Genomic DNA, 25,227 nt, shown 5'->3' on the forward strand with positions numbered 1-25,227 from the left:
CTTCGCAAGCGCCGCGCAAGCCTTCGGGCTGGCGCGGCGTTTTTCCTCCGGCGCGCAGGCGTTACGAGCGCACGGCCCCGAGGCGCTGCTTGACCCAGCCCCCGAACACGTTGACGGCCAGACCGCCCATCACGAGCACGGCGCCGCCGATCTCGGCCGCGCTCAACTGCTCGCCGAGCAGCAGCGCCGCCGAGGCGAGCCCGACGATCGGCACGAGCAGCGAGAACGGCGCCACCTGGCTGGCGGGATACTTCGAGAGCAGGCGGCTCCAGAGGCTATAGCCGATGAGCGTCGCCACGAACGCGAGATAGACGATCGCGCCCACCGAGCTCACGCCGAGGCCCGAGAGCGCAGCCACGATGCGCTGCGGACCTTCCATCCAGTACGAGAGCACGAGAAACGGCAGCGGCGGCACGAGGCTCGCCCATACCACGAGGCCGACGAGATCCACCTTGCCCACCTTCTTCGTGACGATATTGCCGAGCGCCCACATGCAGGCCGCGCACAGCGTGAGCACGAAACCGGCGAGGGTCATGCCTTGCGCGCCGCCGCCCATCGACTGCATGCCGATCAGCGCGAGACCGCCCGCGGCGATCAGCAAGCCGATGACGTTCTGCGCGTGAAAGCGCTCGCGAAGAAACACCGCCGCGAAGCCGAGCGTGAAGAACGCCTGCGCCTGCAGCACGACCGAAGCGAGGCCCGCGGGCATGCCCACGTACATTGCCGTGAAGAGGAAGGCGAACTGGCCTAGCGAGATGGTCGCGCCGTAGGCGAGCAGCCAGCGCAGCGGCATTTGCGGGCGCTTCACGAACAGCACCGCGGGGAACGCCGCCAGCATGAAGCGCAGCGCGCCGAGCAGGAGCGGCGGCACGCCGTGCAGTCCCACCTTGATCACGACGAAATTCACGCCCCACGCGAGCACCACGACGAGCGCGAGCAACAAGTCCTTCGGCGACATCCCCTTCTCCTTTTTACGTCATACCTCTTCTTCGAAGCGGCGATCTTACCGCCTCGCGCCATTGCGCGACGCCCCGCGCCGTGCCGCCGGCACCGGGCCCCTACGTGGCCGCACGCCGGGAAAGCCGGCGTTAGAATGAGCGCCAGCCTCGCGCACGGCCTGCCTGCGCGCCGGTTTCGCCCACTAGCTGGCCCCAGGTCCGTGCCTTACGACTCATCCAGGAAGCATCATGTCCTCATCGATCAAAGCGGTTCTCAAGCCTCATCAACGCGACATCGGCAATCTCTATGTGCGCCGCGTGCTGCCCGCGCTCGCCGCACGCCTCGTCGGTCCGTTCATCTTCTTCGACCACATGGGCCCCGCCACGCTCGCGCCCGGCTCGGGCGTGGACGTGCGCCCGCATCCGCATATCGGGCTCGCCACGGTCACCTATCTCTTCGACGGCGCGCTCATGCATCGCGACAGCATCGGTTCCAGCCAGAAGATCGTGCCCGGCGACGTGAACTGGATGACGGCCGGACGCGGCATCGTCCACTCGGAGCGCACGCCCGACGAGGACCGCGCCACCGGCCTCACCATGCACGGCATCCAGACGTGGGTGGCGCTGCCGCTCGATCACGAAGACACCGAGCCGTCGTTCTTCCATCACGCCGCCGCCACGCTGCCCGAACTCGAGCGCAACGGCGTCACGATGCGCGTGATCGCAGGCACGGCATTCGGCGCGACCTCGCCGGTCGAGACCTTTTCCGGCACGCTCTACGTCGCCGCAGATTTCGCGCCGGGCAGCGCGTTCGCGCTCGACGCGGAGCACGAAGAGCGCGGCGTCTATCTCGTGGAGGGCGATCTCGCGGTCGACGGCACGCCGCTCGAGCAGTACACGATGGCCGTGCTGGTGCCGGGCGAAACCGTCACGCTCTCGAGCGCGAACGGGGCACGCGTGATGCTGCTCGGCGGGGAAAAGCTCGAAGGCGAGCGCTTCATCGAATGGAACTTCGTGGCAAGCTCGCGCGAGAAGATCGAAGCCGCGAAGGAGGCCTGGACGCGCCAGGAAATGGGGCATGTTCCCGGCGAAACGGAATGGATCCCGCTGCCGGAAAAGAAGCCGCGCTAAAGGCTCGCCGCTTTCGGCGGATGATTGAAACCCGGGCGTTTCGTCCCCAACTAGCGAAACAACGGATTTCCCAACGAGGACGCAATGGACACCACTCTCGCCACTTTTGAAAAAGACGTGATCGAAGCGTCGGCGCTCGCGCCGGTGCTGGTCGACTTCTGGGCGCCCTGGTGCGGCCCTTGCAAGAGCCTGGGGCCGATGCTCGAAAAGCTCGAGGCCGAATACGCGGGCAAATGGAAGCTCGTGAAGGTGAACGTCGACGAGAATCAGGAGCTCGCCGCGCACTTCGGCGTGCGCAGCATCCCGCACGTCGTGGCGTTCGCGGACCGCCAGGCGGTCGATCAGTTCGTGGGCGTGCTGCCCGAAGGCCAGCTGCGCCAGTTCCTCGACGGCCTGATCCCCGACGGCGTCGACGCCGCGCGCCGCGCCGCGCAGGAAGCACTGGCCGAAGGCCGCCGCGACGAGGCCTATGAAGCGCTGCAGGCCGCGCTCGCGTTCGATCCGGGCAACGACGAAGTGCGCATGGACCTGATCGAGATGCTGCTCGCCGACAACCGCGCCGAGGACGCGCAAAAGGAAGTCGAGCTGCTCTCGCCGAAGACCACGCAGGGCATCGACGCGCGCTTTAACGCACTCAAGACGCGCCTCGACGCGCTCGACGCCGCCGCCGACCTGCCGCCCACCGACGCGCTCGAAGCCCAGGTCGCCGCCAACCCCGGCGACCTCGAAGCGCGCTTCGATCTGGCGAACGCGCTGATCGCGCGGCACAAGTACGCGGGCGCGCTCGAGCATCTGCTGGAGATCGTGAAGCGCGACCGCGCCTTCCGCGACGACGTGGGCCGCAAGACCATGCTTTCCGTGTTCGATCTCGCGGCGCATCAGCCGCAGCTCGTGAGCGAGTGGCGGCGCAAGCTGAGCGCGACGCTGAACTGAACTCGCGCGCGCGAGGACGCGGCGTGCGTCCTCGCGTAACGCCCTCGCCTTGCGTTCAGCCGGCTACGCCTGCTGAACCCGGCCGTACTGGTCGTCGAAGCGCACGATATCGTCCTCGCCGAGATAACAGCCCGACTGCACCTCGATGATCTCGAGCGCCGTCTTGCCCGGATTCTCGAGCCGGTGCGTCATGCCTAGCGGGATATAGGTCGATTCGTTTTCGGAAAGCAGGAGCACCTCGTCGCCGCGCGTCACGCGCGCCGTGCCGCGCACCACGGTCCAGTGCTCCGCGCGGTGGTGATGCATCTGCAGCGAAAGCCGGCCGCCCGGCTTGACCACGATGCGCTTGACCTGAAAGCGCTCGCCCTGATCGACCGAGTCGTACCAGCCCCATGGGCGCTCCACGCGCCGGTGCTGCCGCGCCACCTCACTGTGCTGCGCCTTGAGCCTCGTGACCACTGCCTTGACGTCCTGAACGCGGTCCTTCGCGACAACGAGCACGGCATCCGCAGTCTCGACCACCACCATGCCCTGCACGCCCACGCAGGCAACGAGGCGGCCGTCCGAATGCACGAAGGTGTCCGTCGCATCCTCGAACAGCACGCGCCCGCGCGCGACGTTGCCATGCTCGTCCTTCTCCGAGACCTGCCACAGGGCGTCCCACGCCCCGACGTCGGACCAGCCCGAACGAAGCGGCACAACCACGCCCGCGAGCCGCGCATTCACGCCAACCGACTCCATCACCGCGTAGTCGATCGAATCGGACGGACAGGCGGCGAGCGCGTCCCGGTTCAAGTGGACGGTGCCGTCGGCGTCGACGCAGGCATTATCGAAGGCCGCCGTGCACTGCGCCGCGATGAGCGGCCGGCTTTGCGCGATCGCCGCGAGCCAGACCGAGGCGCGCACAACGAAAATCCCGCTGTTCCAAAGATAGTTCCCCGAAGCAACATAGCTGGCAGCGCGCCCGGCATCGGGCTTCTCCACAAAATGCTCGATGCTGCGCGCGCCGCTGCTGCCAAGCGGCAAACCCGCGCCGATGTAGCCGTAGCCCGTTTCGGCGCGCTGCGGCGGCACGCCAAGCGTGACGATGGCGCCGCGCGCCGCGTGCGTCACGGCTTCTTCGAGCGCGGCAGCAAACGCGGCGCTATCGGCGATCAGGTGGTCAGCGGGCATGGCAACGAGCACGGGATCGCCGTCGCCGCTGGCGGCAAGCGCCACCGCCGTCAGCGCGGGCGCCGTGTTGCGCGCGAGCGGTTCGAGCACGAAGCGGGCAGCCATGCCGCTGCGGCCAAGACGGTCAGCGGTCAGATGGCGCAAGTCCTCACTGCTCACGACGAATGGCGCAGCCTTGCGAACCGCTGTGTGCGGTTCCGGCAGTGAGGTGGCCGCGTGCGGGAACACGCCGTCGAGGCGCCGGACAGTCGCCTCGAGCAGCGACTCGCCGTCGAGCAGGTCGATCAGTTGCTTGGGGCAGTGTTCGCGCGAAAGCGGCCATAGCCGCGTGCCGGAACCGCCCGCCAGCACAACGGGCTGAACGACGAGTTCGGCGTCACCTTCGCTGATCGCGGCTATCAGGCCGGCAGATGTCACATCGTTGTTCATGCGAGTCCCTCCCCCGAAGTCGTGCACCGGGTCTCGTTACCGGTTTGCGTACGGGTGAGATTTGAACAATACGCAGCGCGCGAATCTGTACGCGCAGCCACATTGATCGCACGGCATGCCAGGAAATTTTTCTTCGGAACGGGGCCGCGGTCTTCGCGCGGTCATCGCGCAGTCGACGCTATGTGCGGCAACGCACGAAGCGCGGAGATGGCCGCGCAAGGTGATGTTTCACATCCGAACGTTTTTGCGACGGTGTCGGCAGCGCCCCAACAGAAGTGAATCAAAACCGCGTCGCGTCAAAGGCAGGCGCACGACGCGTTCAAGGCGATGGCCCAACGATGTTTCAGCAAGGACTCATTTCCGCGCATCCGGGTGAGCAGCGAAAGTCGCTATATAAATCAAGGCGTTGGCCGCATCAAACTCTAGCGACTTCGCAAACGGCGCCGCGCTGGCGTTGTACAGAACTGAAACAATAATGCGGCTTTATGTCGCTGCGGAAATAGCCCACGCCGCGCAGAACCGCAAGCGCCCTCACTTTCGCGGCGGCTGGCACAACCCCTGCTTAGTAGAGTTCGCCACAGGCGTCGATGCCGACAAACGAGATCGCAAAACGCTAACGGGGCTTATGGGGCCGGCGCAACGAACGTAGAGCCGTACGGGTAGCGGCGATAACAAAAAATTCGGTAGCCGGAAGCAGAAAAACAGGAGGCGGCACACGCCGCTTTACGCGAGGACCGATCATGTTGACCCTTCAATCCGATCTGCACGGCAATCATCTGCTTGGCGCACTTCCGTCAAACGAGTGGCAGGCATTGGCGCCGCATCTCGAACTCGTTCAGCTGCGCACTGAGCAGCTGCTCTGCGATTGCGGCCAGCGTATTCATCACGTGTACTTTCCGACGACTGCCGTCATCTCGATGCTCACGACAATGGAAGACGGCAGTTCCGTCGAAATTGCCGCGGTGGGCCGGGAAGGCATGACCGGCGTGCCTGTGCTGACCGGTGGCGAAACGATGCCGAACCGCGTGCAGGTGCAAAGTTCGGGCTTCGCGTACCGCATCAGCGCGCAGGCGCTCAAGCAGCAGTTTGCGCGCTCGGACCTCCTGCGCCGCATTACGCTGCTTTACATGCATGCCCTGCTCACGCAGATCGCGCAGACGGCCGCCTGCAACCGTCACCACTCGCTGAGCAAGCAGCTGTGCCGGTGGCTGCTGATCGAAGTGGACCGCGTGGACTCCAACGATCTGAGCGTAACGCAGCAACTGATCGCCGACATGCTCGGCGTGCGCCGCGAAGGCGTCACGGAAGCCGCCGGCAAGCTGCACGACGAAGGTCTGATCCATCACAGCCGCGGCAAGATCCGCGTACTCGACCGCAAGCGCCTCGAAGCGCGCGCATGCGAGTGCTACGGTCTCGTGCGCCGCGAGTTCGATCGCCTGCTGCCGCGCCTGCACGAAGCGGAAGCGGTCGAATAACGCGACCGGCGCGCGCGGTTCGTTCGCTTTCCGGCGCGATACGAAGGCGTGCCTTATCAGGCACGCTTTCCAGCGTTTCTGCGCCCGGCCTCAATGCCCGCTGGCTTGATGCGCCAACGCGCGCAGCACGTACGAAGCCGCCGCGAAGCCAAAGCTCGCCGTCACGCACACGCTCGAACCAAATCCCGCGCAGTTCAGCCCCACCGGACCGTGATGACCCGGCGACGTGGTGACGTGCTCGGCCTCGGCGTCGATATCGCACACGGCCGCCTCGGGATAGATGAGCGGCTCGTCCGAATACACCGCGCTCACCTTGAACCTGGCCTTCGGCCCGCGCGCAAAGCCGTGCTGCTTGCGCAACTGGCCGCGCACCTTGGAGAGCAGCGGGTCCTGGATCGTGAGCGCGAGGTCGTCGATGCGAATCCGCGTGGGGTCGAGCTGGCCGCCCGCGCCGCCCACCGTGATGAGCGGCACGCGATGCTTCACGCACCAGGCGATCAGGGCGGTCTTGGTGCGCACGCTGTCGATGGCGTCGATCACGTAGTCGAAGCCGCCGCCCAGCAACGCACCAAAGTTCGACGGCTCGACGAAATCCTCGACAAGACGCACGTCGCAGCCCGGGTCGATGAGCTTGATGCGCTCGGCCATGGCCTCGACCTTGGGCTTGCCGTAGTTGCCGTCGAGCGCGTGGATCTGGCGGTTGGTGTTGCTCTCGGCCACGTTGTCGAGGTCGATGAGCGTGAGCTTGCCGATCGCGCTGCGCGCGAGCGCCTCCGCGGCCCACGAGCCCACGCCGCCAATGCCGATCACGGCGACGTGGGCGCGCTCGAACGCGTCGAGCGCGGGTGCGCCATAAAGCCGCGCGATTCCGCCGAATCGGCGGGCTCGGTCGGCAACATCGTCGGCAGGGCTCGCGGTAAGATCGACGGAGCCGGCGGCAGGAGAAATCGGGGTACTGGACATGACGGTAGGCAATCGTAAGCGGACCTCGGACCGCTCACACGCTGCTGTCACGGTCCTCGCAAGACCCGTATTTTGCCTGATCGCGCCGCACGAGGCCGGGCGCCCCTCGCCGGGCGCCTTCCTCGCCTGTTCGACATTCGCCTGTTCGATATACTTCTCCGCATTGAAGCGTCTGCCTAAAAGATGACCTCCCTCGCCGATCTCCGCAAGACCTACTCGCTCGGCTCGCTCGACGCCGCCGACGTCGATCCCGATCCGATCCGCCAGTTCCAGACCTGGTTCGCCCAGGCGCTGGACGCAAAGCTGCCCGAGCCCAACGCCATGACGGTCGCCACGGTCGACCCGCAAGGCCGCCCCGCCGCGCGCATCCTGCTCATCAAGGGCGTGGACGAGCGCGGTTTCGTGTTCTTCACGAACTACGAAAGCCGCAAGGGCCGCGAGCTGAGCGCGAATCCACATGCGGCGTTGCTCTTTCACTGGATCGAACTGGAGCGTCAGGTTCGCATCGAGGGCAAGGTCGAACTCACGAGCGCCGAGGAAAGCGACGCCTACTTCAACTCGCGCCCGCTCGGCTCGCGCATTGGCGCGTGGGCCTCGGAGCAAAGCACGGTGATCGCGAACCGCGAGACGCTCGAAGCCCGCGAGCGCGAGATCGTTGCGCAGTATGGCGAAACGCCCCCGCGCCCGCCGCACTGGGGCGGCTACCGGCTCGTGCCGCAGGCCATCGAGTTCTGGCAAGGCCGCCCGTCGCGCCTGCACGACCGCATCCGCTACACGCGTGAGCACGCGGGCGCGGCCTGGCGCATCGAGCGTCTCGCGCCCTGAGCGCATGCGCGCGGCGTAACACGCTTACCGTACTTGCGCCGCGCGCACCGGGTTTTCGTCTCACCGCTTTCGTTGCACGTCGCTCAGTCGTTCGCTGTTGCGATAACGCTGTCGCCAAAAAACCTGCATCGCAATTCGCTTTTGTCGTCGGGCTTCAATCGTTCATCTGACACGGAGAGAAACGCATGTTCTGGGAGAAAAAACTCGCACAGTGGGTCGAAGAAGTGCGCAGCAAGGCCGACTTGCCCGCCCGCCTCGTGCTCTGGAGCGGGCAGCAATACGACTTCGGCCACTTCGCCGCGCCTGCCGTCACGCTCAAGGTCAATAGCGCCTCGGCGCTGCCGCTTCTGCTTACGCCGAGCCTCGACAATCTCGGCGAGGCCTACGTGAAGGGCAAGATCGACATCGAAGGCAAGCTCGCCGACATCATCAACATCAGCTATTCGCTCGCGCGCAACACCGTCACGAGCGCCGGCAAGCTCGCACGCGTGCGCCGCTATTTCACGCATTCGAAGTCCACGGACAAGCGGGCCATCCAGTACCACTACGACGTCTCGAACGCGTTCTACAAGCTCTGGCTCGACGAGAACATGGTCTATTCGTGCGCCTACTTCGAAAACGGCGACGAAGACCTCGCCACCGCCCAGCTCAAGAAGATCGACCACATCCTCACGAAGATCCAGGTGAAGGAAGGCCAGACGCTGCTCGACATCGGCTGCGGCTGGGGCGCGCTCGTGCTGCGCGCGGCGCAGAAGTTCGGCGCGCGCAGCGTGGGCGTGACGCTCTCGCAGAACCAGTTCGATCTCGCCACCGCCCGCGTGAAGGCGGCGGGCCTCGAAGACCGCATCGAGATCCGCCTGCAGGACTATCGCGACGTCCAGGGCCAGTTCGACCGCATCACGAGCGTGGGCATGTTCGAGCACGTCGGGCGCAAGAATCTGCCGGGCTATTTCCGCAAGGTCCACGACCTGCTCGCCGACGACGGCGTCGCCATGAATCACGGCATCACTTCGTCGGACGCCGACTCGGGCGAAACGGCACTCGGCGGCGGCGAGTTCATCGACCGCTACGTGTTCCCCGACGGCGAGCTGCCGCACATCGGCCTCGCGCTCGAAGCGGCGCAGCGCGGCGGCCTCGAAGCGGTTGACGTGGAAAGCCTGCGCCGTCACTATGCGCACACGCTCGATTTGTGGGCGGAGAATTTCGAGGCGCGCGCCGAGGAAGCAAAACAGCTCGTCGACGACGAGAAGTTCCGCATCTGGCGCGTTTATCTGGCAGGTTGCGCGTACGCGTTCGAGCACGACGATGTGTCGATCTTCCAGATCGTGTGCCGCAAGGCCGGCCGCAGCGCGACCACGCTGCCGTGGTCGCGCCGGTATATGTACGGGAAGCCGCTCTGACGCAGGCGGCGGCGCGGTTCGCCGCGCCGCCGGCGTATCGACTGTTCGCGCAGTTGCGCCCGGCCCAGGCGGCTTCGCCCCACGACCGCCACCACAACACAACTGCGCGATGCCACTGCATGAACGAACGCGACGACGGCCACGACCTGTTTGGCGACATGAGGCCGGGGTCGGGCAACGACCCCGGCGCCGACACCACCCCGCCGAGCGCACGCCCGGCTGCGCGCCGCAACGCGCCGAAAGCCGAAGCCCGCGCCGAGCCGCAGCCTGACCTGTTCGGCTTCGCGGCGCCGGTGCCAACGCCAGTGACGAAGCCCGCCACTCAATCCGCGGCCCAGCTCCACGCTCGCCCCGCTCGCGCCACTCATGACGACGCCGCCGATGTGGATGCGCGCGACGAAGGCACGCCGCGCCCCGAAACGCCGAAGAAGCCCGCATCCGGCACCGTCGCCCCGAAACGGCGCGGCCGCGGCGTGCTGCCCGCGGTGGCGGCGCAAGACACGCTCGACGTCGCCGCCGCGCTGCCCGCGAGCGTACGCCTTGGCACCTCGTCGTGGTCGTTTCCGGGCTGGCGCGGCATCGTCTACGGCGAGGACTACAGCCAGTCCAGGCTTGCCCGCGACGGCCTCTCGGCCTACGGCGCGCATCCGCTGCTGCGCTCGGTGAGCATCGACCGCTCGTTCTACGCGCCGCTCACCGTCACCGACTACCTGCGCTACGCGCAGCAGGTGCCGGACCACTTCCGCTTCATCGTGAAAGCGCCGGCGCTCGTCACCGATGCCAGTGTGCGCGGCGAGCGTGGTGAGCCCGTTTCCGCAAACCCCTGCTTTCTCAACGCGGAGCTGGCCGCGCGCGAATTCGTCGAGCCGTGCCTCGCGGGCCTCGGCGGCAAGGCCGGCGCGCTCGTGTTCCAGTTCCCGCCGCTGCCCGATCAACTGCTGGCCGACCCGGCGGCGTTCGTCGAGCGGCTAGCCGCCTTCCTCGCCGCACTGCCGCCACTGCCCCAATCGGCCGAGTCTGCCGCAGCCGGCGACGGCCCCTGCTACGCCGTCGAGATCCGCGACGCGATCCTGCTCACGCCGCGCTTCGTTCGCACGCTGCGCGCCGCGGGCGTGCGCTACTGCGTGGGCCTGCACGCCCGCATGCCGGACCCGCTGCGCCAGGCCGCCGCGCTCGCGCTGATGGACGGCGAAACCCCGGCCGGCCCGCTGATCGTGCGCTGGAGCCTGCATAGCGGCTTCAAGTACGAGCAAGCGAAGGCGCGCTACGAGCCGTTCAACAAGCTGGTGGACGAAGACCCGCATACGCGCGTCACGCTCGCGGAACTGGCTGCGCGCTACGCGATGGCGGGCCAGCCCGTGCTGATCACGACCAACAACAAGGCGGAGGGATCGGCACCGCTCACCTGCGCGAAGCTTGCGCGGGCGATTGCGGACGAGATGGAACGCCTGCGCGGGGAAACGGCGCTGGACCCCGCGCGCGACGCGACGCCGGACGAAACGCCGCCCGGCGCGCAAGAAGAAGAACAAAACGAAGACCGACGCGCGAAGCGGGATCGAAACCCGGATATCGATCCCGCCTGCTGACGCCTATTCGGCCTTGAGCCGGTGCGCGAACTTCTGGCGGAACTTCGCGACCTTCGGCGCAACCACGAACGAGCAATAGCCCTGATCCGGATGCTGCGCGAAGTAGTTCTGGTGATACGCCTCGGCGGGGAAATAGTTGCCGTCGAGCGGCAGCACCTGGGTGACGATCCTGCCGTCGTACACGCCTTCTGCGGCCAGTTCGCGAATCGCCTGCTCGGCCGTCTCGCGCTGCGCCCCGGAGTGCGTGAAGATCACCGAGCGGTACTGCGTGCCCACGTCGTTGCCCTGGCGGTTCAGCTGCGTGGGATCGTGAATCGCGAAGAAGATGTCGAGAATCTCGCGATACGTGATCCTGGCGGGATCGAAGTCCACCTTCACGACCTCGGCGTGGCCGGTGTCGCCGTCGCAGACCTGCTCGTAACCCGGGTTCGCCACGTGGCCGCCCGCGTAGCCCGACTCCACCGCACTCACCCCCTCCACGCGCAGATACACGGCCTCCAGGCACCAGAAACATCCGCCGCCAAGGGTGGCCACTTCTAACGCGCTATGTACTTGATTTTCCATGATTTTGCCTCTCAGGTTGCTTCCAGGTTTTCCACAAAATCCGCCGATTTTGGGGTAAAATTCTACAAAAATTCGACCAACGCCCCACACCTCACACGCTTGGAGGCAACCCCAACATGGCTACTCTACCCCGTGGAATTAGGGTCATCCAGTGGAAAAACAAGGATGGCTCAAAGTCGCTCAGGTATCGCATTAGACAAGAACGTAAAAATAAAGATGGCATTCTTGAGATTACAGACAAGTCTTTTGATACGCTCTCAGAAGCAGAAGAATTTCTTAAGCTCTCAAAAACTGTTAGGGGCAGAGAGCTTATCTATTCTAAAACAGAAGAAGAATTGAGGCGCAAGGATGAAATTAGTGCATTCCTTGCAGAACCCCCTCTATCTGTTTATGTAGATAGATACGTCAAAAAATTCATTGATACAAAAGACCAATCAAATTATACCAAGCGCCGCAACGTTTATACCTTAAAAAATTTCTACAAAACAATCTGCAAAACAAAGATTGAGTATCGACATAAATTGAAGCACGGCGGTTTCACGGGCGTTCTTGGCATGATTGTCGATAATCCAAAAAAAGAACTCGGACAGTTCAAAATATCAGAGATTGGCATTCCTGAGATTAATGATTACATCAGAACCCGCCTTGCCCACACCACATCAAAAGGCACACCCCTTAAAAAAAGCAGCGTTGCCCGTGAAGTTTCGCTTTTTTCAGTATTCTTTAAAGAGCTTGCGAGTGGCGAGTTTGGCTCAGAGCATCAGGGAATTGATAATCCTGCATTGAAATACAATAAGAAGCTTCTTGCAAATGCCAATATTAAGCGAAAATTTGTCTTGACTTCAGAGATGGAGAAAACGCTTTTTGATGAACTCGCAAAAACAAAAAATCCTGAGCTACTTGCTATCTGCAAACTTTCTCTATATACCGCTATGCGCAGAAGTGAGATTATTTATCTCACATGGGAACAAGTCGATTTTGAAAGTGCTCAAATTCATTTGACACACACAAAGAGCAACCGCCCTCGCGATGTTTATATCTTGCCAGAAGTCGCAGAACTTCTGCAGGCTATTCCAAAACGCAAAGATGATCCTAAGGTATTCAAAACACCTTTGAGCGGATTTGAGGGGACGTTCTCAAAATTAAAAGCTCGCATCGGACTTAAAGCAGTGCGTTTTCATGATTTGCGCAGACAAGCAATACGCAACATGATTTTGAAACTGGCAGGGGCTACAGGAAACGCCAATAATTCCGTTATCATTGCTCAATTGCTTGGAATGAACAGCCCGAAAAAGCTTGAGGAAAATCACATTAACCCACTTTTAGATAATGTGAATAATGGTATTTCCACACAACAGCAAGCACTAAAACACATTGGTCATTTCTCGTCAGATGAAACCGCAGGCTATTTTAATATTTAGCGTAGCAAGTAGCCCGTAGGGAAAAAGCAAGCTCGCCTTGCTTCCCACCCCCGCTTTTATTCATATTGTGGATATGTTTGCTATGCAAACACCGTATGGATAAGCTATTGACAAACAAGTTTGCCAACAACTTACCCACACTTACCCACAACGGCACCAGTATGCAGAGGCTTTTTCTTATCAATTAATATTAAAGTTTCCCAATCAAAAGCCGATAATAAAAGCAACAACATTGGACCCATCTATCATCAAAGCTTTTCTTATATGCACATTTTTTTGCTACAGACAACACTTTTTTGATATACTGCCTTTGTTGTTCAACCAAACTCACATCGGGGTTCAAAATGGCAGACACTCAAAAAGAAATTGCAGAGCTTCTTAGCAAAGTTGGCTCGGGCAAGGCAACTGCAACAGATAAGATTAAACTCGCAGAACTTCTTAACACCTCTGCACAAGAAGAAGCAAAAGAAGAGTTCAATCAAAAAATCGTTAAAGTTAAAGAGTTCATCGAAAAGCAAGGGCTTACTTTTCAAGAAGTTGCAGATGCGATTAAAGGACCCCCCGCCCTCATTTTCCAATGGGTTGATGATGCAGGAAAAGAACACAATCGCTATGAAGGCGAAAAAGGAAAATTTCCAATCTGGGTCGAGGATTTGAAAAAATCACTTACCAAGGAAAAAGCCCTCAGTTTTGCAAAGAATGATAAAGGTCGCACCTTTGTCGAGAACGTTTATAAGCCGAAGTAATAATATGCACCAAAAGACAAGCCCCCAATGTTGGGGGCTTTTTTTATTTCAGCTTCATTTTAGTAGTGATTGCACTCTTTTCTGATAGTGCGAGCGGCTTATCTTCCTCAAGCTGCTGAGATAATTTATTCACATCAACAGGGTAAAACTCAGCTACGCGAAACGCTAACGTATTAGCAAGGAACTTTCTTTTATCATCCTCAGACGCCTCAGCCAACTCTACAGCAGAGTGCTTTTTACTATCAAAATGACTTATAGATAAGTCCGATATCGTTGCTCTTTTCTCAGCGACCTCTTTAATATCATCTTTACTCATTGATGATATTTTACTTACTAACCCATCAAAAAATCCCGCCATCCTACACCCCCCCGTTTTCTTTTTTCCATTCCAGCATGATACCGTCAAGCGTCTTGCTGTCTTTATATTTATTAAAATGCGCCTGCAATTGAGCAGTTAATTCACTGTTCGGATAGCTGCCTTTTAACTCTCTGTAGTATTTCAAAAAGTCCCCAAGCTTGGGTTCAGAGCTACTTTCTTGCTCATCAATCTTGCTCATGATGGACACTTGAGGAACTTCCGACTTACTTACAATCAACAACGGATTAACATAGGGTCCAAGCTCTCTTTCAAGTAAAAGCACCTCTTCCTTTATATCTGCCTCACTGAAAAGCCCCTGAGCTTGCCAGCTTGAGAGTTTACGAGATAACGCATTGTTATCAATACGTTCAGCTACAGGGACGTGTGAAAGATACTTCTGATAAAGCACTTCCATTGCATCACGCAACACCCATCCATACTTTTTTAATGCCTTCAACCTCACGGCAAACGGCTTAAACTCGTCCCCTGGCTTCACTGTTCGCTCGATTACACGCTTACGTCTAACGGGTTCAAACTCTTTTAATACTGCATAAAAGTCATCCATTTTTATCTCCTATTGTAGTTATATCTTTAATCTTATCTACTCTTTTTCAGTTGTCAAATTACTACCAACTAACTACCAGACCACTACGGCCCAACTTACGTTTAATTTGACTTTCTATAAAAAGCTGAAAAGATAAGAGAAGAGCAAGCCTCGCCCTATGCTATCCACTTCGTGAATATCAATCGGGAGCTTGCAAGGGGTTGCCCCTTGACCCCTAAAAACGCGGGATATCCCGCACCCTTATAACAATAAAAAAGGAGATTGCAGAAATGATTAAAATATTAATTCACCACTTGATGACCATCAAAGCTCGCTCAATTTACCTTGAGCTTATGAGCAAGGATGCTTCCCGTGAAAATTTCAAGAGCGCTTTTGATGAAGCGAAATTTTACGGGACCTTAGTTCAAGCCATGTTCTTAGGGTTCTTATTAAATCCAGAGTTTTTAGAACACTACAAAGAAATAAACTTATGGGAGCTCGACAATGGAGAGGATTAATCGCACGCGCCCACATCAAACAAATATCAGATTAAATGATGAGGAACGCGATTATTTCGATGCACTCGCAAACGAACTTAATTTGCCAGATAGAGCAAGCCTCTTAAAGAAACTTGCATCAGGTAAATCTGTTTTTATTCCAATTCTTACTCGCGCACTGTTTTTATTAAACAACCAAACAAATAATATCAATCAAATTGCGCGACGAGCAAATAGCAACACATCAGTTGATGAACTTATTCTTAAAGAATTGTATTTGTGCCATCAAGATAGCTCAGAAATTGCAAATCTCATTATGGAGGTTTTGAATGATAATAAGTAATTTCCCCAAGCCTGGCACTGCAAGGGATGCGGTTTCTTACGTCCTATCAAATACAAATTGGAAAGGAGAAGCTCGACCTAACAAACCTGAAATCCTAAAGGGTAATTCTGATATAACAATTCTTGCTGGCGACCTTTCGGAAGAGCTCAGAAAAACAGAAACATCATCCCGCATCGTGTCAGGAACAATTGCTTTTAAATCTGGAGAAAATATTAGCAAGCAACAAATGCTTGAACTTATTGACCGCTTTGAAGATACTTTTTTTGGAAATATGAAAAATCGCGTTGCACCTCTATATGTTCTACATGATGAAGGAGATAAAAAACACATCCATTACATCATTCCAAAAATATGCTTAGAGAGCAATAAAAGCTATGACCCTATGCCACCAGACAGAGGAAAATCCACAAAAACCGCTGATTTGATGAAAGCTTTCTCAAGTCTTGAAAATCATAATCTTGGTTTTTCTCAAGTTGAAAGGAAGCCCCTCAAACCATCTCACACAAAAACCGAACACAAGTCAAAGGCTCATCGCGAGCACTCTAATTTTTACGCTTCCATCTTTAAAGAATTGAAGTCCAAGGAAACTTTTGAAAAAGCGTGCTTAGACTTGGTTAAAAGTGGAGACGTAAAAAACAGGGATGAACTAATAACATTTCTCAAAGACCAAGGATATGATTTTTCTCGCATAGGCAAAGATTATCTCTCTGTAGTCAATCCAGATGGTCGAAATATTCGCTTGAAGGGTGGAATATTTGCAGAAGGCGCAGCATATAAAGAACAGGTCAAAGAAGCAATACAACAAGTTAAAAGCTTCGACCCTCAGAAGGCTGCAGAGCAAATTAATAGATTAGTTGCCATTCGAAACGCAGACAATGAAAAGCGTTATCAAATAAACGCAGACAAGCCCACAACCTCTGAGGCTCGCCAAAACGCCTCACAAGCGCTTAGTCGTGCTGGTAGCACCGCTACCCCCAACCCATCCCCAAGAACCGCACCTGGCGCAGCGTCGCCAGTGCAAACACAAACCAGAGCCGAGCCGACGCAGGTTCAGGCTCAACACACTAATGCAGATGCAAAACCCGCATCAGGCAACGATGCAGGCATCTCTATGGGCGCATCAGCAGGAGCTACAGCCATCGGGGGCGCGCAGATGCAGCTATCCGCAGCTATTGCTAACAGGAACAGCGCCAAGACCCCCAGCCAGAAAGCCGCTGCAGAGCAGGCAGTTAATCAAGCTCTTGCAGCTTTGGCACGTGCTCAAGCTCAGTTTGAAGCTGAACAGGCACGCCAACCCAATAACACTAATAACAGGAACAAAATATGATAAAACAAATATTAAAAACACTTGATGAGCTTGCAAAAATAGAGCATGAGCTATTAAATCTTGAAGCCTCATTCAAATTTGATAAAAGCACGGTCTATCAAAAGATGACACTAATACGTCATAAATTTGAGCTTAAAGATATTCTTTCAAGTTTCCCACAATCCAAAGTCGATGAAGCTCTGTCTTTCAGATTACAAGTTAAAGAAGCGACCCGCAAGCTTGCACCTGAACCAGAACCAGACGAAGAACCACAACCCGCAGAGGAAAGCGCGCTTGCACACTTCCTGATGTGGCTGATTATTTTGAGTGATAAACCATGCGAGCATAAAGCTTTTATGCTCATCGCAATTAATATTTTCTTAGGAGGAAAAAATGAAAAACGATATACAAGAATCTGAACAATTGGCGAATGACTACAGGGACATGTGGCAATCCCTGTTATTTTGCCTAATCTTTATCATACCGTTTGGAATAGCATTCTTAATCACGCACTGAGGTAACTTATGGGAATAATAACAATAATAAAAAACCTGCTCTCAGGTCATCCAGAACCAGCAAAGCCCACGCCTAAGGCGATGCCTCAGGCTCAGAAGTATCATCTAAATGAAAATTACGAGTATTTAGAGGATACTAACAATGACTTAGTTAGAGCTTATAATGAAGTAAAATATTTTCATCAAAAAACAAAGAATGATGCGAAGAAATACAATCCAGCACTCATTCCTTTAAATGCCGAATATGAAAGACAGAAAAAGTATAGAATAGTCTTTCACTTCATACCAAAACTTCAAAATTACAAGAATGTCCGCTCATACATCCAATTCAGTTACGGACATTGGCAAAAGTGGCAAGATTTGCGATTAAAATATTTTCGCAAGAACAATCACACATGCCAGTCATGCCGCAAAAAATTTGAAGTAAAAGAGCTTGAGCTTCGGGAGCTTTGGAGTTTTGATGAGCAAGAGCGTGAGCAAAAATTAGAGGCTTTAATTCCTCTATGTCATGATTGCCACGCAATAGCTCATATCTCCCGCGCCTTTGCTGAGGTTAAAATTACTGAAAATCTCATAGCCAAATTTAAAGGCAAATCTGACGGACTGCAAAAGCTCAATGAGAGTTTATTAATATCAAAACAACGCCAAGATGAATTATTTGAGCGTTATACCCTGTACAACCGCACCACTATTGAGCAAGCACAAAAAGACCTCAAGTTTGCATACGCAGAAGCAGAACGCCGCAAGGAAATTAAATATCAATTAGACCTCAGCTTGCTCAAACAAGATGGCTTTGATACAGACGGTTTATTTGACTGTCACTCAGACGCGTTTAATGCTTTCATAGAAAAAGACTTCAAACAATCAAGCGAAGCGCAGGAATGAAAACACCAACAGCCCCACACTTGGGGCTTTTCTATTTATAGGCGCAGCTTTTAAGACTTGACTACCAAACCTTTGCTTTTTCTTCTTTCATCAATCAGTTTTTTGATTTTCTGATTAACTTTATCACTCAATCTCGGACTATAAACATCGTTTTTCTGAGAAATTGAGCTTGCTGACAGGTCAGCACTTGATAGTTTTTCTTTTACTGTAACCAACTCATCAAAAAAAGAGTTAATTTCCTCTTTCCATTCCTGAGGATAATGTTTATTCATAACTTCGTTAAGACTAACATTCCCTGCAACATGCGAGGCAATGCCTGAGGCATTGGCGAACGCTTTAACCTCAGCATCATATTCATCTTGCTTAATTTTTACGCTTTCCCATGCATTAAAAGCCCCGGACATATAGTCCATTCCCTTTAGCACGCTTTCAGCCTTTTTAATTTCCTCACTAATATCAGAACTAAAAGGCAGCGCTTTCAACTCATCTAACTTGTCAGTCATTTCTTGATAGCCCAAACCATCCAAAGAGCCAACGTTTTCCATGTTATTTGGACACTCAAAAATTGAGAAAACTTTCTTTTCTATAATCACCTGGGCTCTTGCTTTCAACACGTCCAAATTTTTAAGTTGTGGCGCTCTAAAATTTCCTGACAAGTCGTAGGTAATAAATTTTACTTTGCTTTTATCATCACGAACAATCTTGAAGTATTGTTCATATTTAGAGATAAATGCATAATAGTCGTAGTTTGAAAGAGCGTTATAAACGTCGTCGCTGAAACATCCTTTATATTGCTCAACGCAATCACACAAGAAATTAAATTTGGTAACGGCTTGCTTGATACCAAAAAAATTAAACGCTCTTGCAGAATGATACCAACGCACTGCCATATTTCTTAGTTGCGCATCGTCAGCATTTTCAAGCTCGCCAATGGTTTTAGTAATATATTTAAAAATATAAGCAGCGCCATTGCCTCCCTCTCTGCCATCATTGGTTTTAAAGTCAATCTTGTAAGCCAGACAATTAAACTCAGCACCTATTCTTTCGCTCATGCCTTTTACTATCAATCTAATATCATTAGTCTTATCCTCATGATGATACACAAGATAATGCTTATGCCCGACTGACGAGCGCATGGCTTCAAAGACTGAGCAACCAAAATAATCCTCCCCTGCTTTCATGCCATCTTTAGCAAGTAGCGCCCTAAAATGCTGCCCCATACGCTCTAAGAACGCATGTCCCTCACTTGGCAAATATCCTTTGTAGCTCGCGGAGCTACCCATGATAGCGTTGCCGTGAAACGCAGGAGGCTCAGTAAAAGTAATCAGTGAATAGGTAAAACCTCTATCAAGTGCAATCTGAGCCATTGCAGACGATATATTTAATATCCTCGCTCTTTGCACTTCCTTTTTCTTTTCCAGTGAAACTAAACGCCTAACTTGACCTTTGGCATTGACCAACCTAAACGCGTCATAATATGCCTGTTGCTGTTTTTGGTCATCTACATAGATATCAAGTAATGCTTCATTGATATAATTTGAGCCTGACACGCCACCCACAAGATTGAGTAATTGCGAGCTATACAGCAAATAATCTTTGCGCAGCTTGTTCTTTTTCTTTCTTTCCTCATCACCCAATGCAATAGCCTCATCGCAGATAGCTTTTTTCTTCTTGTCAAATAATGCGAAAAACTTTTGGATACTGCGACAATAAAGCTCAGGGTCGTTATTGAAGTAATGCTTGATTTGCCACGCCACGGCAGTTTTTTGGCACTCGGGGACGAGTGAGAACAACTGAGGACACTTTCTCTCAAAGGCAACTTGCTTGCGTTTTACTTTAACAAAACGCTCTTTCTTAATCTTTGCCTTGAAAAGCTCTTCTTTTTCATCAGCTTCGATTAGCTTGTTTATTTCTTCCCAAACATTGACTTTATTGTTTTTATTGTTTATTATACTCATAGTTCTTTTTAGTTCATCAAAACTAATCTCCTGTTATTTTGTTCTGTTGTGAGATTAAAATAACACAATTTAGAAAAAAGAAAAGCCCCTGCAAAGGGGCTTTTTCTATTTCCGCATCCGATTTTTACCATCAAACACTATATATAGTGTGTTTAGTAATTACTACACTACCGCGTATAGTGCTTAAAAATATTTTCTCTTATTTTGTTATCACATGTGTTGACATTTACAAATTAATCGTTATAACTATATTAATAACAACGGAGAATTAAATGCCTAAAACGATAAATGAAATACACTCTACAAGCAAAACAAAATACATACACATCAGGATTGATGACAAATTACAAGAGATGATGCGAGCTTACGCAGACACTCATTCAATCAACTGGTCAAGCTATGTGCGCAAATACATCGAAGCAACAATTAAATCCAATAAAAACAAAAAAGGAGAATAAAAATGCGCGTTCCAACATTCGAAGAATTCTTTTACTACGCCTCATCAGTTTGCAATGAGCGTGAGTCTTGCCCTGGTCTATGTGTGAATACAGACACGGATGAACAAACGTCGTTCAATGGCTTCAGATACAGATTGAATGACTTGGACATAGTTATCAGCTACTTATCTGACCACATGCGAATCAGCATTGAGTCTGAGCACAAGGAAATAAATATTATCCAAGGCTATGAAATGAAATTGATGCCGCAAGATGTAACGCCGCAGCATCCAATTTTGCCCTCGCTTTATTTAGCGATAGAGCTATTTCTGTTAAGAGGAAAACTCGATAATGATTTAAAAACAAACAACAAGAACAAACCAAGGACAAAAATATGAACTTACACAAACTAAAAAGAACAATAGATAAATTTTACACAATCCCACTATTGAGATTTTTTCAGTCTTGCATATTTTATCTATTCATCGCAATCATTGCAGTCGTCTTTATAGAAATAATAATCAATGGATGGGCTATTGCAGAAACTCTTAGAACTGGAACAGCACCAAACGAAACCTTAGGCACCGCTATTTTAAAACACTGGATTGCCATCGGGAGATCTACACAATAATAACACGGAGATATTATGATAATAAGAAGAACAACAACACTCATTTTAATGCTGCTACTTTCACAAGCAGCTTTTGCGGCAAACCTTTTTGACCCATCCTCAGGCGATGTTTCCCTCAAAGTCTTAGGTGCAATTTTTGGGGGTCTTTTAGATGCGGGAGGACAAGACCCACTGCTTGCAGGCATCAAAACGTTCAATGGTGGCGTGTTATTAATCGGTGGCATTCTTGCAGCCTATACAATATTTAGCTCGGTCCTTGGTACAGCCCACGATGGCGAAATGCTCGGAAAGCAATTCTCATCATTGTGGATACCAATACGCTATTCAATAGGCACCGCCCTGGTGCTTCCTGTTATTGGCGGCGGTTATTGTGTAATGCAAGCTATTGTTATGTGGCTTGTTGTGCAAGGTATTGGTTTAGCTGATGGCGTTTGGTCATCTTTTATGAGCAACCCAACAGCCGCAGCCAACACTAAAGCAACTACAACAAACAGAGAAGATATTTTAAACACTGCAAAAACAGCATTCAATAACTCTGTTTGTTATCGTAGTTTTCAAATAGCTGTAGGTAATGCGCCAGCCGTTTTGAACTGGCTTACTACTTATAAATACAGCATGCGAAACACTGCTGACGGTTATGAGTATGGAGATAGCAACGCAGCTATAAGAACAAAAGGATGCGGCGTAGTTAATTATCCTCAAATCGCATCAGATAGCACTGTAACGAATAGCACCCCATCGACTAATAGCGGATACCTTGGCAATCTCGGCACTATGTTTGCACCAATGAACATAAGCTCCATTAATCAAGCTCACAAAGCCCAAACTGATGCATTAGTGCAAGCAATGGATGCACTTGCAGGACAAGCTATTGATGCACGCAAAAACGGACCTCTTACAGCATCACAAGCACAAAGCTTTTATAAGCAAATCGAAACAGCTACAGACAACTACGTAAAAAATATCAAATCCGCAGGAGATGGCTTGAGCAATGGTGATGCTTTCTCGGCTATTAAACAATCATCCACATCACAAGGATGGATACTTGCAGGAGCATGGTTCACGCGTATTGTTCAAATGAACAATCAAATCCACAACGCGATTAATTCTACCCCATCCGGCGATCGTAGCTCCCCCTGGGTTGATAGCGGTTTATTCACTGATGCAAAGCTGTCTATAGTCGTAGCTGATGAGGTTCTCTCTCAAGGACCCAATGCGAGCGCAAGCGATGTTTTTAACACCAAAGAACAAACAGCGGATGACGGAAAAGGCAAGTCAGGAGATACAAGCGGGTTCATTAAAAAAGCAGAAGCCGCTGTAATGAAAGGCTTGACTACTGTTAATCTTTATGAATTAAAAAACGATGCACGTCATCCACTCATCATCGCTCAGGATTTAGGGCAACGTTTGGAAACAGTTTGCTACTTGATATTAGCCGCAATGGCAACAGTAATAGGACTTGCAGCCGTATTTTTACCTACTGTCGTTGGTCCCGTCATCGAGCTTATGGGATGGTTTCTCAATGTTCCCATTAAGATACTAATGGGTTCAGCAATGGGGCTTGAATACGTCTTGCCTAATATGCCTTTTATCATCTGGATAGGTTGCATCACAGGCTGGGTTCTTTTAGTTATCGAGGCAGTAATTGCCGCCCCTCTTTGGGCAATCATGCACTTGCATCCTCATGGTGATGGCGCTATCAACAGCCGCGCTGCAAACGGCTACAGCCTTGTCTTATCCTTACTATTGCGCCCTGTTTTAATGGTCTTTGGCATGATGTCATCAATAGTAATTTCCAGTGTTATTGGTGAGTTCATCAACAAAACATATTTTGAAGTCTTTGCTCAAAACACAGGAGCTTTTAGCGGTTTTAGTGCATTAACTGCGCTTGCGATGGGAACAATTCTTTACTTCATAATAATGTTTATCTTTATTCGTAAAGTTTTTGGTATCTTGCACCAGCTACCCGACCAACTTCTACAGTGGATTGGTGGCGCAGGCACATCATTAGGACAGTTTGCAGGGGACTTTTCATCAGCATCAGATAAGGGCGCTGCAGCAGCATCAGCAGCAGGAGGCGCATTAGCTGGCGCTGGTGCTGGATTACTTGGAAAAGCCGCTAAAGGGCTTAAAGATAGTGGCGGGTTCAGTGCATGGGCTGCACGTAATAAATTAACATCAGAACCCTCACAAGGTATCGCAGAAGCTCAGAAGAGTGCAGCAGAAGAACAATCTACACAAGATACTTTTTCAACCGTTCAAGCTTCTAAGTCTGAGAATACACAGCAACAGCAGGAAACCATTGCACAGCGCACCTCTTCATTTCCTCAATCTGTTCAATCATTTGCTAATAAAATCAATCAGATGAAAACAGATGACAATGGAAAACAGTCTTTTAATATTAAAAATGCTTCTGCATCACTTCCAATCATTGAAAAAGCCATCAATGATATAGGACAAGATAAAGTTAGCATCATTGCTCAAGATGTTCTTTCAAAAGAACACAAGAGTTTGAGGGATGATATGAAAGACTTTACTACTCAAGTCAATCAGTTCAAAGACAAGACCAAGTAACGAAAAAGCCCCACTGACGGGGCTTTTGCTCACTTCCGACCTCGGGCACGCTACAGCAGGATATTCCACCAAAATTTGACAAATGCCGTTTGTCGAATTGGTAAAATCCTTATAAATCAATGCACTACAGCATTATAATGCTTGCGTGCACCAGAAGCACCCGCCGCCCAGGGTGGCCGTTTCGACTGTCTGACTCATGCTGTTCGCTCCTTTGATCGTGAATCCGGACGTTACTGCGGACGTTACTGCGGACGTTACTGCGGACGTAACTGCGGACGCCATCGCGGACCGCACTGCGGACACCGCAGTGCGGTGCCCCGCGCGACCCGCCATCCGCCGCTTCCGCTAAAATTGCGACAATTCGCCGATTTTCTACATGACGTTGATCCCGATTTCTGCTCCCGCCGCCGCGCGCGCGGTCCGTGAAGGCCCGCACCGATGACCCGCCGCGCCAGCCCGCCCAATTTCGACGACGGCGCATTCCGCCGCGCGCTTGGCCAGTTCGCCACCGGCGTGACCGTGATCACGACGCGCGCGCCCGATGGCACGCTCATCGGCATCACGGCCAGCTCGTTCAATTCGGTCTCGCTCAATCCGCCGCTCGTGCTGTGGAGCCTCGCCACGCGCTCGGCGTCCATGCCCGTGTTCCGCTCGAACAGCCATTATGTGGTCAATGTGCTCGCCGCGTCGCAGCTCGACCTGTGCAAGCGCTTTGCGACCGTGAAGGGCGACCGTTTCGAGGGCGTCTCGCACGCGGCCGGCGACACCGGCATGCCCGTGCTGGACGGCGCAATCGCGTGGTTCGAGTGCCACAACCGCAGCCGCTACGACGAAGGCGACCACGTGATTTTCGTCGGCGAAGTGGAACGCTGCGGCGTGCGCGAGGACGGCACGGAGGCTTCGCCGCTCGTCTTCCACGGCGGCGCGTTCCACCAGCTCCAGTCGCTCCCGGATACTTGACGGGGCGGGGCGCCCCCCCGTCGGTCCCGTTTATGCCGGCGCGCTCTTCGGCTCGCGCTGCGCGATCAGGTCCACGGGCACGCCCACTTCCACCTTGAGCGTCGTGAGCACGATGTTCGAGCGGATGTCCATCACGCCCGGCGCCTTGTACAGCTTGTTGAGCACGAAGTCCGAGTAGTGCTTCAGGTTGTGCGCGAGCACGCGCAGCAGGTAGTGCGTCTCGCCCGTCACCACATACGCCCCCACCACCTCCGGCCAGTCGCGCAGCGCCGTGACGAAACGCTCGTGCCAGCTCTCCTGGTCGTTGCGCATCGACACCTGCACGAACGCCTCCATCTCGAAGCCGAGAATCTCCCGGTTCAGACTCGCGCGGTAGCGCTCCACCACCCCCTGCTCCTCGAGCAGCCGCAAACGGCGCAGGCACGCCGATGGCGAAAGCGAAATGCGCTCCGCCAGATCGAGATTACTGATCCGCCCCTCGTTTTGCAGCACGGCGAGAATACGGCAATCGGTAGCATCCAGCGAGATTGCGTTCATATTTGGTCTCCATTCCCGTCTTGAGACAAATTATGTGCCAACAACTGTAGTTTGCGGCGTTTTTTTTGCAAGCACATTTCGCGCGGGGTTGCCTATCA

25 protein-coding genes are annotated in these 25,227 nt (G+C 53.6%); 17 read left to right on the top strand and 8 right to left on the bottom strand.

Going from position 1 to position 25,227, the window contains the following annotated elements:
• Positions 1-61: 61 nt before the first annotated feature.
• Positions 62-958, bottom strand: a complete 897-nt coding sequence (locus C7411_RS32245; protein ID WP_110388179.1) for an EamA family transporter — start codon at positions 956-958, stop codon at positions 62-64.
• 229 nt (positions 959-1,187) lie between these two features.
• Between C7411_RS32245 and C7411_RS32250 the strand changes: the two genes are divergently transcribed.
• Positions 1,188-2,069, top strand: a complete 882-nt coding sequence (locus tag C7411_RS32250) for a pirin family protein (protein ID WP_110388180.1) — start codon at positions 1,188-1,190, stop codon at positions 2,067-2,069.
• Positions 2,070-2,153: 84 nt separating this feature from the next.
• A complete protein-coding gene (gene trxA / locus C7411_RS32255) occupies positions 2,154-3,002 on the top strand; it encodes a thioredoxin (protein ID WP_110388181.1) in 849 nt (282 codons plus the stop codon).
• A gap of 63 nt (positions 3,003-3,065) precedes the next feature.
• Here the strand turns inward: trxA and C7411_RS32260 are convergent, their stop codons facing one another.
• On the bottom strand, positions 3,066-4,604 hold the full coding sequence (locus C7411_RS32260; protein ID WP_110388182.1) for a mannose-1-phosphate guanylyltransferase/mannose-6-phosphate isomerase: 1,539 nt from the start codon (positions 4,602-4,604) through the stop codon (positions 3,066-3,068).
• 740 nt (positions 4,605-5,344) lie between these two features.
• On the opposite strand from C7411_RS32260, the gene C7411_RS32265 reads away from it, so the two are divergent.
• The gene (locus C7411_RS32265; RefSeq protein ID WP_110388183.1) at positions 5,345-6,079 is read left to right on the top strand and encodes a Crp/Fnr family transcriptional regulator; all 735 of its coding nucleotides are present in this window, start codon (positions 5,345-5,347) and stop codon (positions 6,077-6,079) included.
• A 90-nt stretch (positions 6,080-6,169) separates the two neighbouring features.
• On the opposite strand, the gene tcdA is transcribed toward C7411_RS32265, so the two are convergent.
• Positions 6,170-7,042, bottom strand: coding sequence for a tRNA cyclic N6-threonylcarbamoyladenosine(37) synthase TcdA (gene tcdA / locus C7411_RS32270; protein WP_221207260.1), 873 nt, complete (start codon positions 7,040-7,042; stop codon positions 6,170-6,172).
• A 183-nt stretch (positions 7,043-7,225) separates the two neighbouring features.
• Here tcdA and pdxH point away from each other — a divergent pair, with 183 nt between their 5' ends.
• From pdxH to C7411_RS32285, 3 genes are all read left to right on the top strand, one after another.
• Positions 7,226-7,867 (top strand): pyridoxamine 5'-phosphate oxidase, encoded by a 642-nt coding sequence (gene pdxH / locus C7411_RS32275; RefSeq protein ID WP_110388184.1) that lies wholly within the window; start codon positions 7,226-7,228, stop codon positions 7,865-7,867.
• A gap of 185 nt (positions 7,868-8,052) precedes the next feature.
• Positions 8,053-9,267, top strand: coding sequence for an SAM-dependent methyltransferase (locus C7411_RS32280; RefSeq protein WP_110388185.1), 1,215 nt, complete (start codon positions 8,053-8,055; stop codon positions 9,265-9,267).
• 119 nt (positions 9,268-9,386) lie between these two features.
• The gene (locus C7411_RS32285; protein WP_110388208.1) at positions 9,387-10,853 is read left to right on the top strand and encodes a DUF72 domain-containing protein; all 1,467 of its coding nucleotides are present in this window, start codon (positions 9,387-9,389) and stop codon (positions 10,851-10,853) included.
• A gap of 3 nt (positions 10,854-10,856) precedes the next feature.
• On the opposite strand, the gene msrA is transcribed toward C7411_RS32285, so the two are convergent.
• Positions 10,857-11,417, bottom strand: a complete 561-nt coding sequence (gene msrA / locus C7411_RS32290; protein ID WP_110388186.1) for a peptide-methionine (S)-S-oxide reductase MsrA — start codon at positions 11,415-11,417, stop codon at positions 10,857-10,859.
• Between the two features lie 116 nt (positions 11,418-11,533).
• Here msrA and C7411_RS32295 point away from each other — a divergent pair, with 116 nt between their 5' ends.
• Together C7411_RS32295 and C7411_RS32300 are read left to right on the top strand one after the other, a co-directional pair.
• Positions 11,534-12,838 carry a site-specific integrase gene (locus C7411_RS32295; RefSeq protein WP_110388187.1) on the top strand — a complete coding sequence of 435 codons (1,305 nt, stop codon included), beginning with the start codon at positions 11,534-11,536 and terminating at the stop codon, positions 12,836-12,838.
• A gap of 344 nt (positions 12,839-13,182) precedes the next feature.
• Entirely contained in the window at positions 13,183-13,584 is a 402-nt protein-coding gene (locus tag C7411_RS32300; protein ID WP_133253731.1) for a hypothetical protein, read from the top strand.
• A gap of 43 nt (positions 13,585-13,627) precedes the next feature.
• Here the strand turns inward: C7411_RS32300 and C7411_RS37180 are convergent, their stop codons facing one another.
• The gene (locus C7411_RS37180; RefSeq protein ID WP_207786579.1) at positions 13,628-13,900 is read right to left on the bottom strand and encodes a hypothetical protein; all 273 of its coding nucleotides are present in this window, start codon (positions 13,898-13,900) and stop codon (positions 13,628-13,630) included.
• A 43-nt stretch (positions 13,901-13,943) separates the two neighbouring features.
• Positions 13,944-14,507, bottom strand: coding sequence for a hypothetical protein (locus C7411_RS32305; protein ID WP_110388189.1), 564 nt, complete (start codon positions 14,505-14,507; stop codon positions 13,944-13,946).
• Positions 14,508-14,776: 269 nt separating this feature from the next.
• On the opposite strand from C7411_RS32305, the gene C7411_RS32310 reads away from it, so the two are divergent.
• The 5 genes from C7411_RS32310 (at position 14,777) to C7411_RS37200 (ending at position 18,032) form a co-directional block, all read left to right on the top strand.
• Positions 14,777-15,004, top strand: a complete 228-nt coding sequence (locus C7411_RS32310; protein ID WP_110388190.1) for a hypothetical protein — start codon at positions 14,777-14,779, stop codon at positions 15,002-15,004.
• Positions 14,991-15,326: a plasmid mobilization relaxosome protein MobC gene (gene mobC / locus C7411_RS37185; RefSeq protein WP_133253733.1), complete on the top strand. Its 336-nt coding sequence runs from the start codon at positions 14,991-14,993 to the stop codon at positions 15,324-15,326. Before C7411_RS32310 ends, mobC begins: the two co-directional genes overlap by 14 nt.
• Entirely contained in the window at positions 15,313-16,653 is a 1,341-nt protein-coding gene (locus C7411_RS37190; RefSeq protein ID WP_133253734.1) for a relaxase/mobilization nuclease domain-containing protein, read from the top strand. The genes mobC and C7411_RS37190 overlap by 14 nt, the downstream gene beginning before the upstream one ends.
• Positions 16,650-17,051, top strand: a complete 402-nt coding sequence (locus C7411_RS37195; RefSeq protein ID WP_133253735.1) for a hypothetical protein — start codon at positions 16,650-16,652, stop codon at positions 17,049-17,051. Before C7411_RS37190 ends, C7411_RS37195 begins: the two co-directional genes overlap by 4 nt.
• A gap of 105 nt (positions 17,052-17,156) precedes the next feature.
• Complete coding sequence (locus C7411_RS37200) at positions 17,157-18,032, top strand: HNH endonuclease (protein WP_133253736.1); 876 nt, start codon at positions 17,157-17,159, stop codon at positions 18,030-18,032.
• A 50-nt stretch (positions 18,033-18,082) separates the two neighbouring features.
• Here the strand turns inward: C7411_RS37200 and C7411_RS32320 are convergent, their stop codons facing one another.
• Entirely contained in the window at positions 18,083-19,990 is a 1,908-nt protein-coding gene (locus C7411_RS32320) for a replication endonuclease (RefSeq protein WP_110388192.1), read from the bottom strand.
• Between the two features lie 272 nt (positions 19,991-20,262).
• Between C7411_RS32320 and C7411_RS37205 the strand changes: the two genes are divergently transcribed.
• The 4 genes from C7411_RS37205 (at position 20,263) to C7411_RS32330 (ending at position 24,592) form a co-directional block, all read left to right on the top strand.
• Complete coding sequence (locus C7411_RS37205; RefSeq protein WP_133253737.1) at positions 20,263-20,448, top strand: hypothetical protein; 186 nt, start codon at positions 20,263-20,265, stop codon at positions 20,446-20,448.
• A 2-nt stretch (positions 20,449-20,450) separates the two neighbouring features.
• On the top strand, positions 20,451-20,825 hold the full coding sequence (locus tag C7411_RS37210; RefSeq protein ID WP_133253738.1) for a hypothetical protein: 375 nt from the start codon (positions 20,451-20,453) through the stop codon (positions 20,823-20,825).
• A gap of 248 nt (positions 20,826-21,073) precedes the next feature.
• Complete coding sequence (locus C7411_RS32325) at positions 21,074-23,632, top strand: DotA/TraY family protein (RefSeq protein WP_110388193.1); 2,559 nt, start codon at positions 21,074-21,076, stop codon at positions 23,630-23,632.
• 438 nt (positions 23,633-24,070) lie between these two features.
• Entirely contained in the window at positions 24,071-24,592 is a 522-nt protein-coding gene (locus C7411_RS32330; protein WP_110388194.1) for a flavin reductase family protein, read from the top strand.
• A 30-nt stretch (positions 24,593-24,622) separates the two neighbouring features.
• Here the strand turns inward: C7411_RS32330 and C7411_RS32335 are convergent, their stop codons facing one another.
• Positions 24,623-25,129 (bottom strand): Lrp/AsnC family transcriptional regulator, encoded by a 507-nt coding sequence (locus C7411_RS32335; RefSeq protein ID WP_028202039.1) that lies wholly within the window; start codon positions 25,127-25,129, stop codon positions 24,623-24,625.
• Positions 25,130-25,227 lie beyond the last annotated feature (98 nt).

Origin of the sequence: Paraburkholderia silvatlantica (genome assembly GCF_003096715.1) — a bacterium.
GTDB lineage: Bacteria > Pseudomonadota > Gammaproteobacteria > Burkholderiales > Burkholderiaceae > Paraburkholderia > Paraburkholderia silvatlantica.

What these genes read in the sequence shown, in the direction of transcription:
- C7411_RS32245 (WP_110388179.1), bottom strand. Translation starts at nt 958, where the DNA reads ATGTCGCCGAAGGACTTGTTGCTCGCGCTCGTCGTGGTGCTCGCGTGG.
- C7411_RS32250 (WP_110388180.1), top strand. Translation starts at nt 1,188, where the DNA reads ATGTCCTCATCGATCAAAGCGGTTCTCAAGCCTCATCAACGCGACATC.
- trxA (WP_110388181.1), top strand. Translation starts at nt 2,154, where the DNA reads ATGGACACCACTCTCGCCACTTTTGAAAAAGACGTGATCGAAGCGTCG.
- C7411_RS32260 (WP_110388182.1), bottom strand. Translation starts at nt 4,604, where the DNA reads ATGAACAACGATGTGACATCTGCCGGCCTGATAGCCGCGATCAGCGAA.
- C7411_RS32265 (WP_110388183.1), top strand. Translation starts at nt 5,345, where the DNA reads ATGTTGACCCTTCAATCCGATCTGCACGGCAATCATCTGCTTGGCGCA.
- tcdA (WP_221207260.1), bottom strand. Translation starts at nt 7,042, where the DNA reads ATGTCCAGTACCCCGATTTCTCCTGCCGCCGGCTCCGTCGATCTTACC.
- pdxH (WP_110388184.1), top strand. Translation starts at nt 7,226, where the DNA reads ATGACCTCCCTCGCCGATCTCCGCAAGACCTACTCGCTCGGCTCGCTC.
- C7411_RS32280 (WP_110388185.1), top strand. Translation starts at nt 8,053, where the DNA reads ATGTTCTGGGAGAAAAAACTCGCACAGTGGGTCGAAGAAGTGCGCAGC.
- C7411_RS32285 (WP_110388208.1), top strand. Translation starts at nt 9,387, where the DNA reads ATGAACGAACGCGACGACGGCCACGACCTGTTTGGCGACATGAGGCCG.
- msrA (WP_110388186.1), bottom strand. Translation starts at nt 11,417, where the DNA reads ATGGAAAATCAAGTACATAGCGCGTTAGAAGTGGCCACCCTTGGCGGC.
- C7411_RS32295 (WP_110388187.1), top strand. Translation starts at nt 11,534, where the DNA reads ATGGCTACTCTACCCCGTGGAATTAGGGTCATCCAGTGGAAAAACAAG.
- C7411_RS32300 (WP_133253731.1), top strand. Translation starts at nt 13,183, where the DNA reads ATGGCAGACACTCAAAAAGAAATTGCAGAGCTTCTTAGCAAAGTTGGC.
- C7411_RS37180 (WP_207786579.1), bottom strand. Translation starts at nt 13,900, where the DNA reads ATGAGTAAAGATGATATTAAAGAGGTCGCTGAGAAAAGAGCAACGATA.
- C7411_RS32305 (WP_110388189.1), bottom strand. Translation starts at nt 14,507, where the DNA reads ATGGATGACTTTTATGCAGTATTAAAAGAGTTTGAACCCGTTAGACGT.
- C7411_RS32310 (WP_110388190.1), top strand. Translation starts at nt 14,777, where the DNA reads ATGATTAAAATATTAATTCACCACTTGATGACCATCAAAGCTCGCTCA.
- mobC (WP_133253733.1), top strand. Translation starts at nt 14,991, where the DNA reads ATGGAGAGGATTAATCGCACGCGCCCACATCAAACAAATATCAGATTA.
- C7411_RS37190 (WP_133253734.1), top strand. Translation starts at nt 15,313, where the DNA reads ATGATAATAAGTAATTTCCCCAAGCCTGGCACTGCAAGGGATGCGGTT.
- C7411_RS37195 (WP_133253735.1), top strand. Translation starts at nt 16,650, where the DNA reads ATGATAAAACAAATATTAAAAACACTTGATGAGCTTGCAAAAATAGAG.
- C7411_RS37200 (WP_133253736.1), top strand. Translation starts at nt 17,157, where the DNA reads ATGGGAATAATAACAATAATAAAAAACCTGCTCTCAGGTCATCCAGAA.
- C7411_RS32320 (WP_110388192.1), bottom strand. Translation starts at nt 19,990, where the DNA reads ATGAGTATAATAAACAATAAAAACAATAAAGTCAATGTTTGGGAAGAA.
- C7411_RS37205 (WP_133253737.1), top strand. Translation starts at nt 20,263, where the DNA reads ATGCCTAAAACGATAAATGAAATACACTCTACAAGCAAAACAAAATAC.
- C7411_RS37210 (WP_133253738.1), top strand. Translation starts at nt 20,451, where the DNA reads ATGCGCGTTCCAACATTCGAAGAATTCTTTTACTACGCCTCATCAGTT.
- C7411_RS32325 (WP_110388193.1), top strand. Translation starts at nt 21,074, where the DNA reads ATGATAATAAGAAGAACAACAACACTCATTTTAATGCTGCTACTTTCA.
- C7411_RS32330 (WP_110388194.1), top strand. Translation starts at nt 24,071, where the DNA reads ATGACCCGCCGCGCCAGCCCGCCCAATTTCGACGACGGCGCATTCCGC.
- C7411_RS32335 (WP_028202039.1), bottom strand. Translation starts at nt 25,129, where the DNA reads ATGAACGCAATCTCGCTGGATGCTACCGATTGCCGTATTCTCGCCGTG.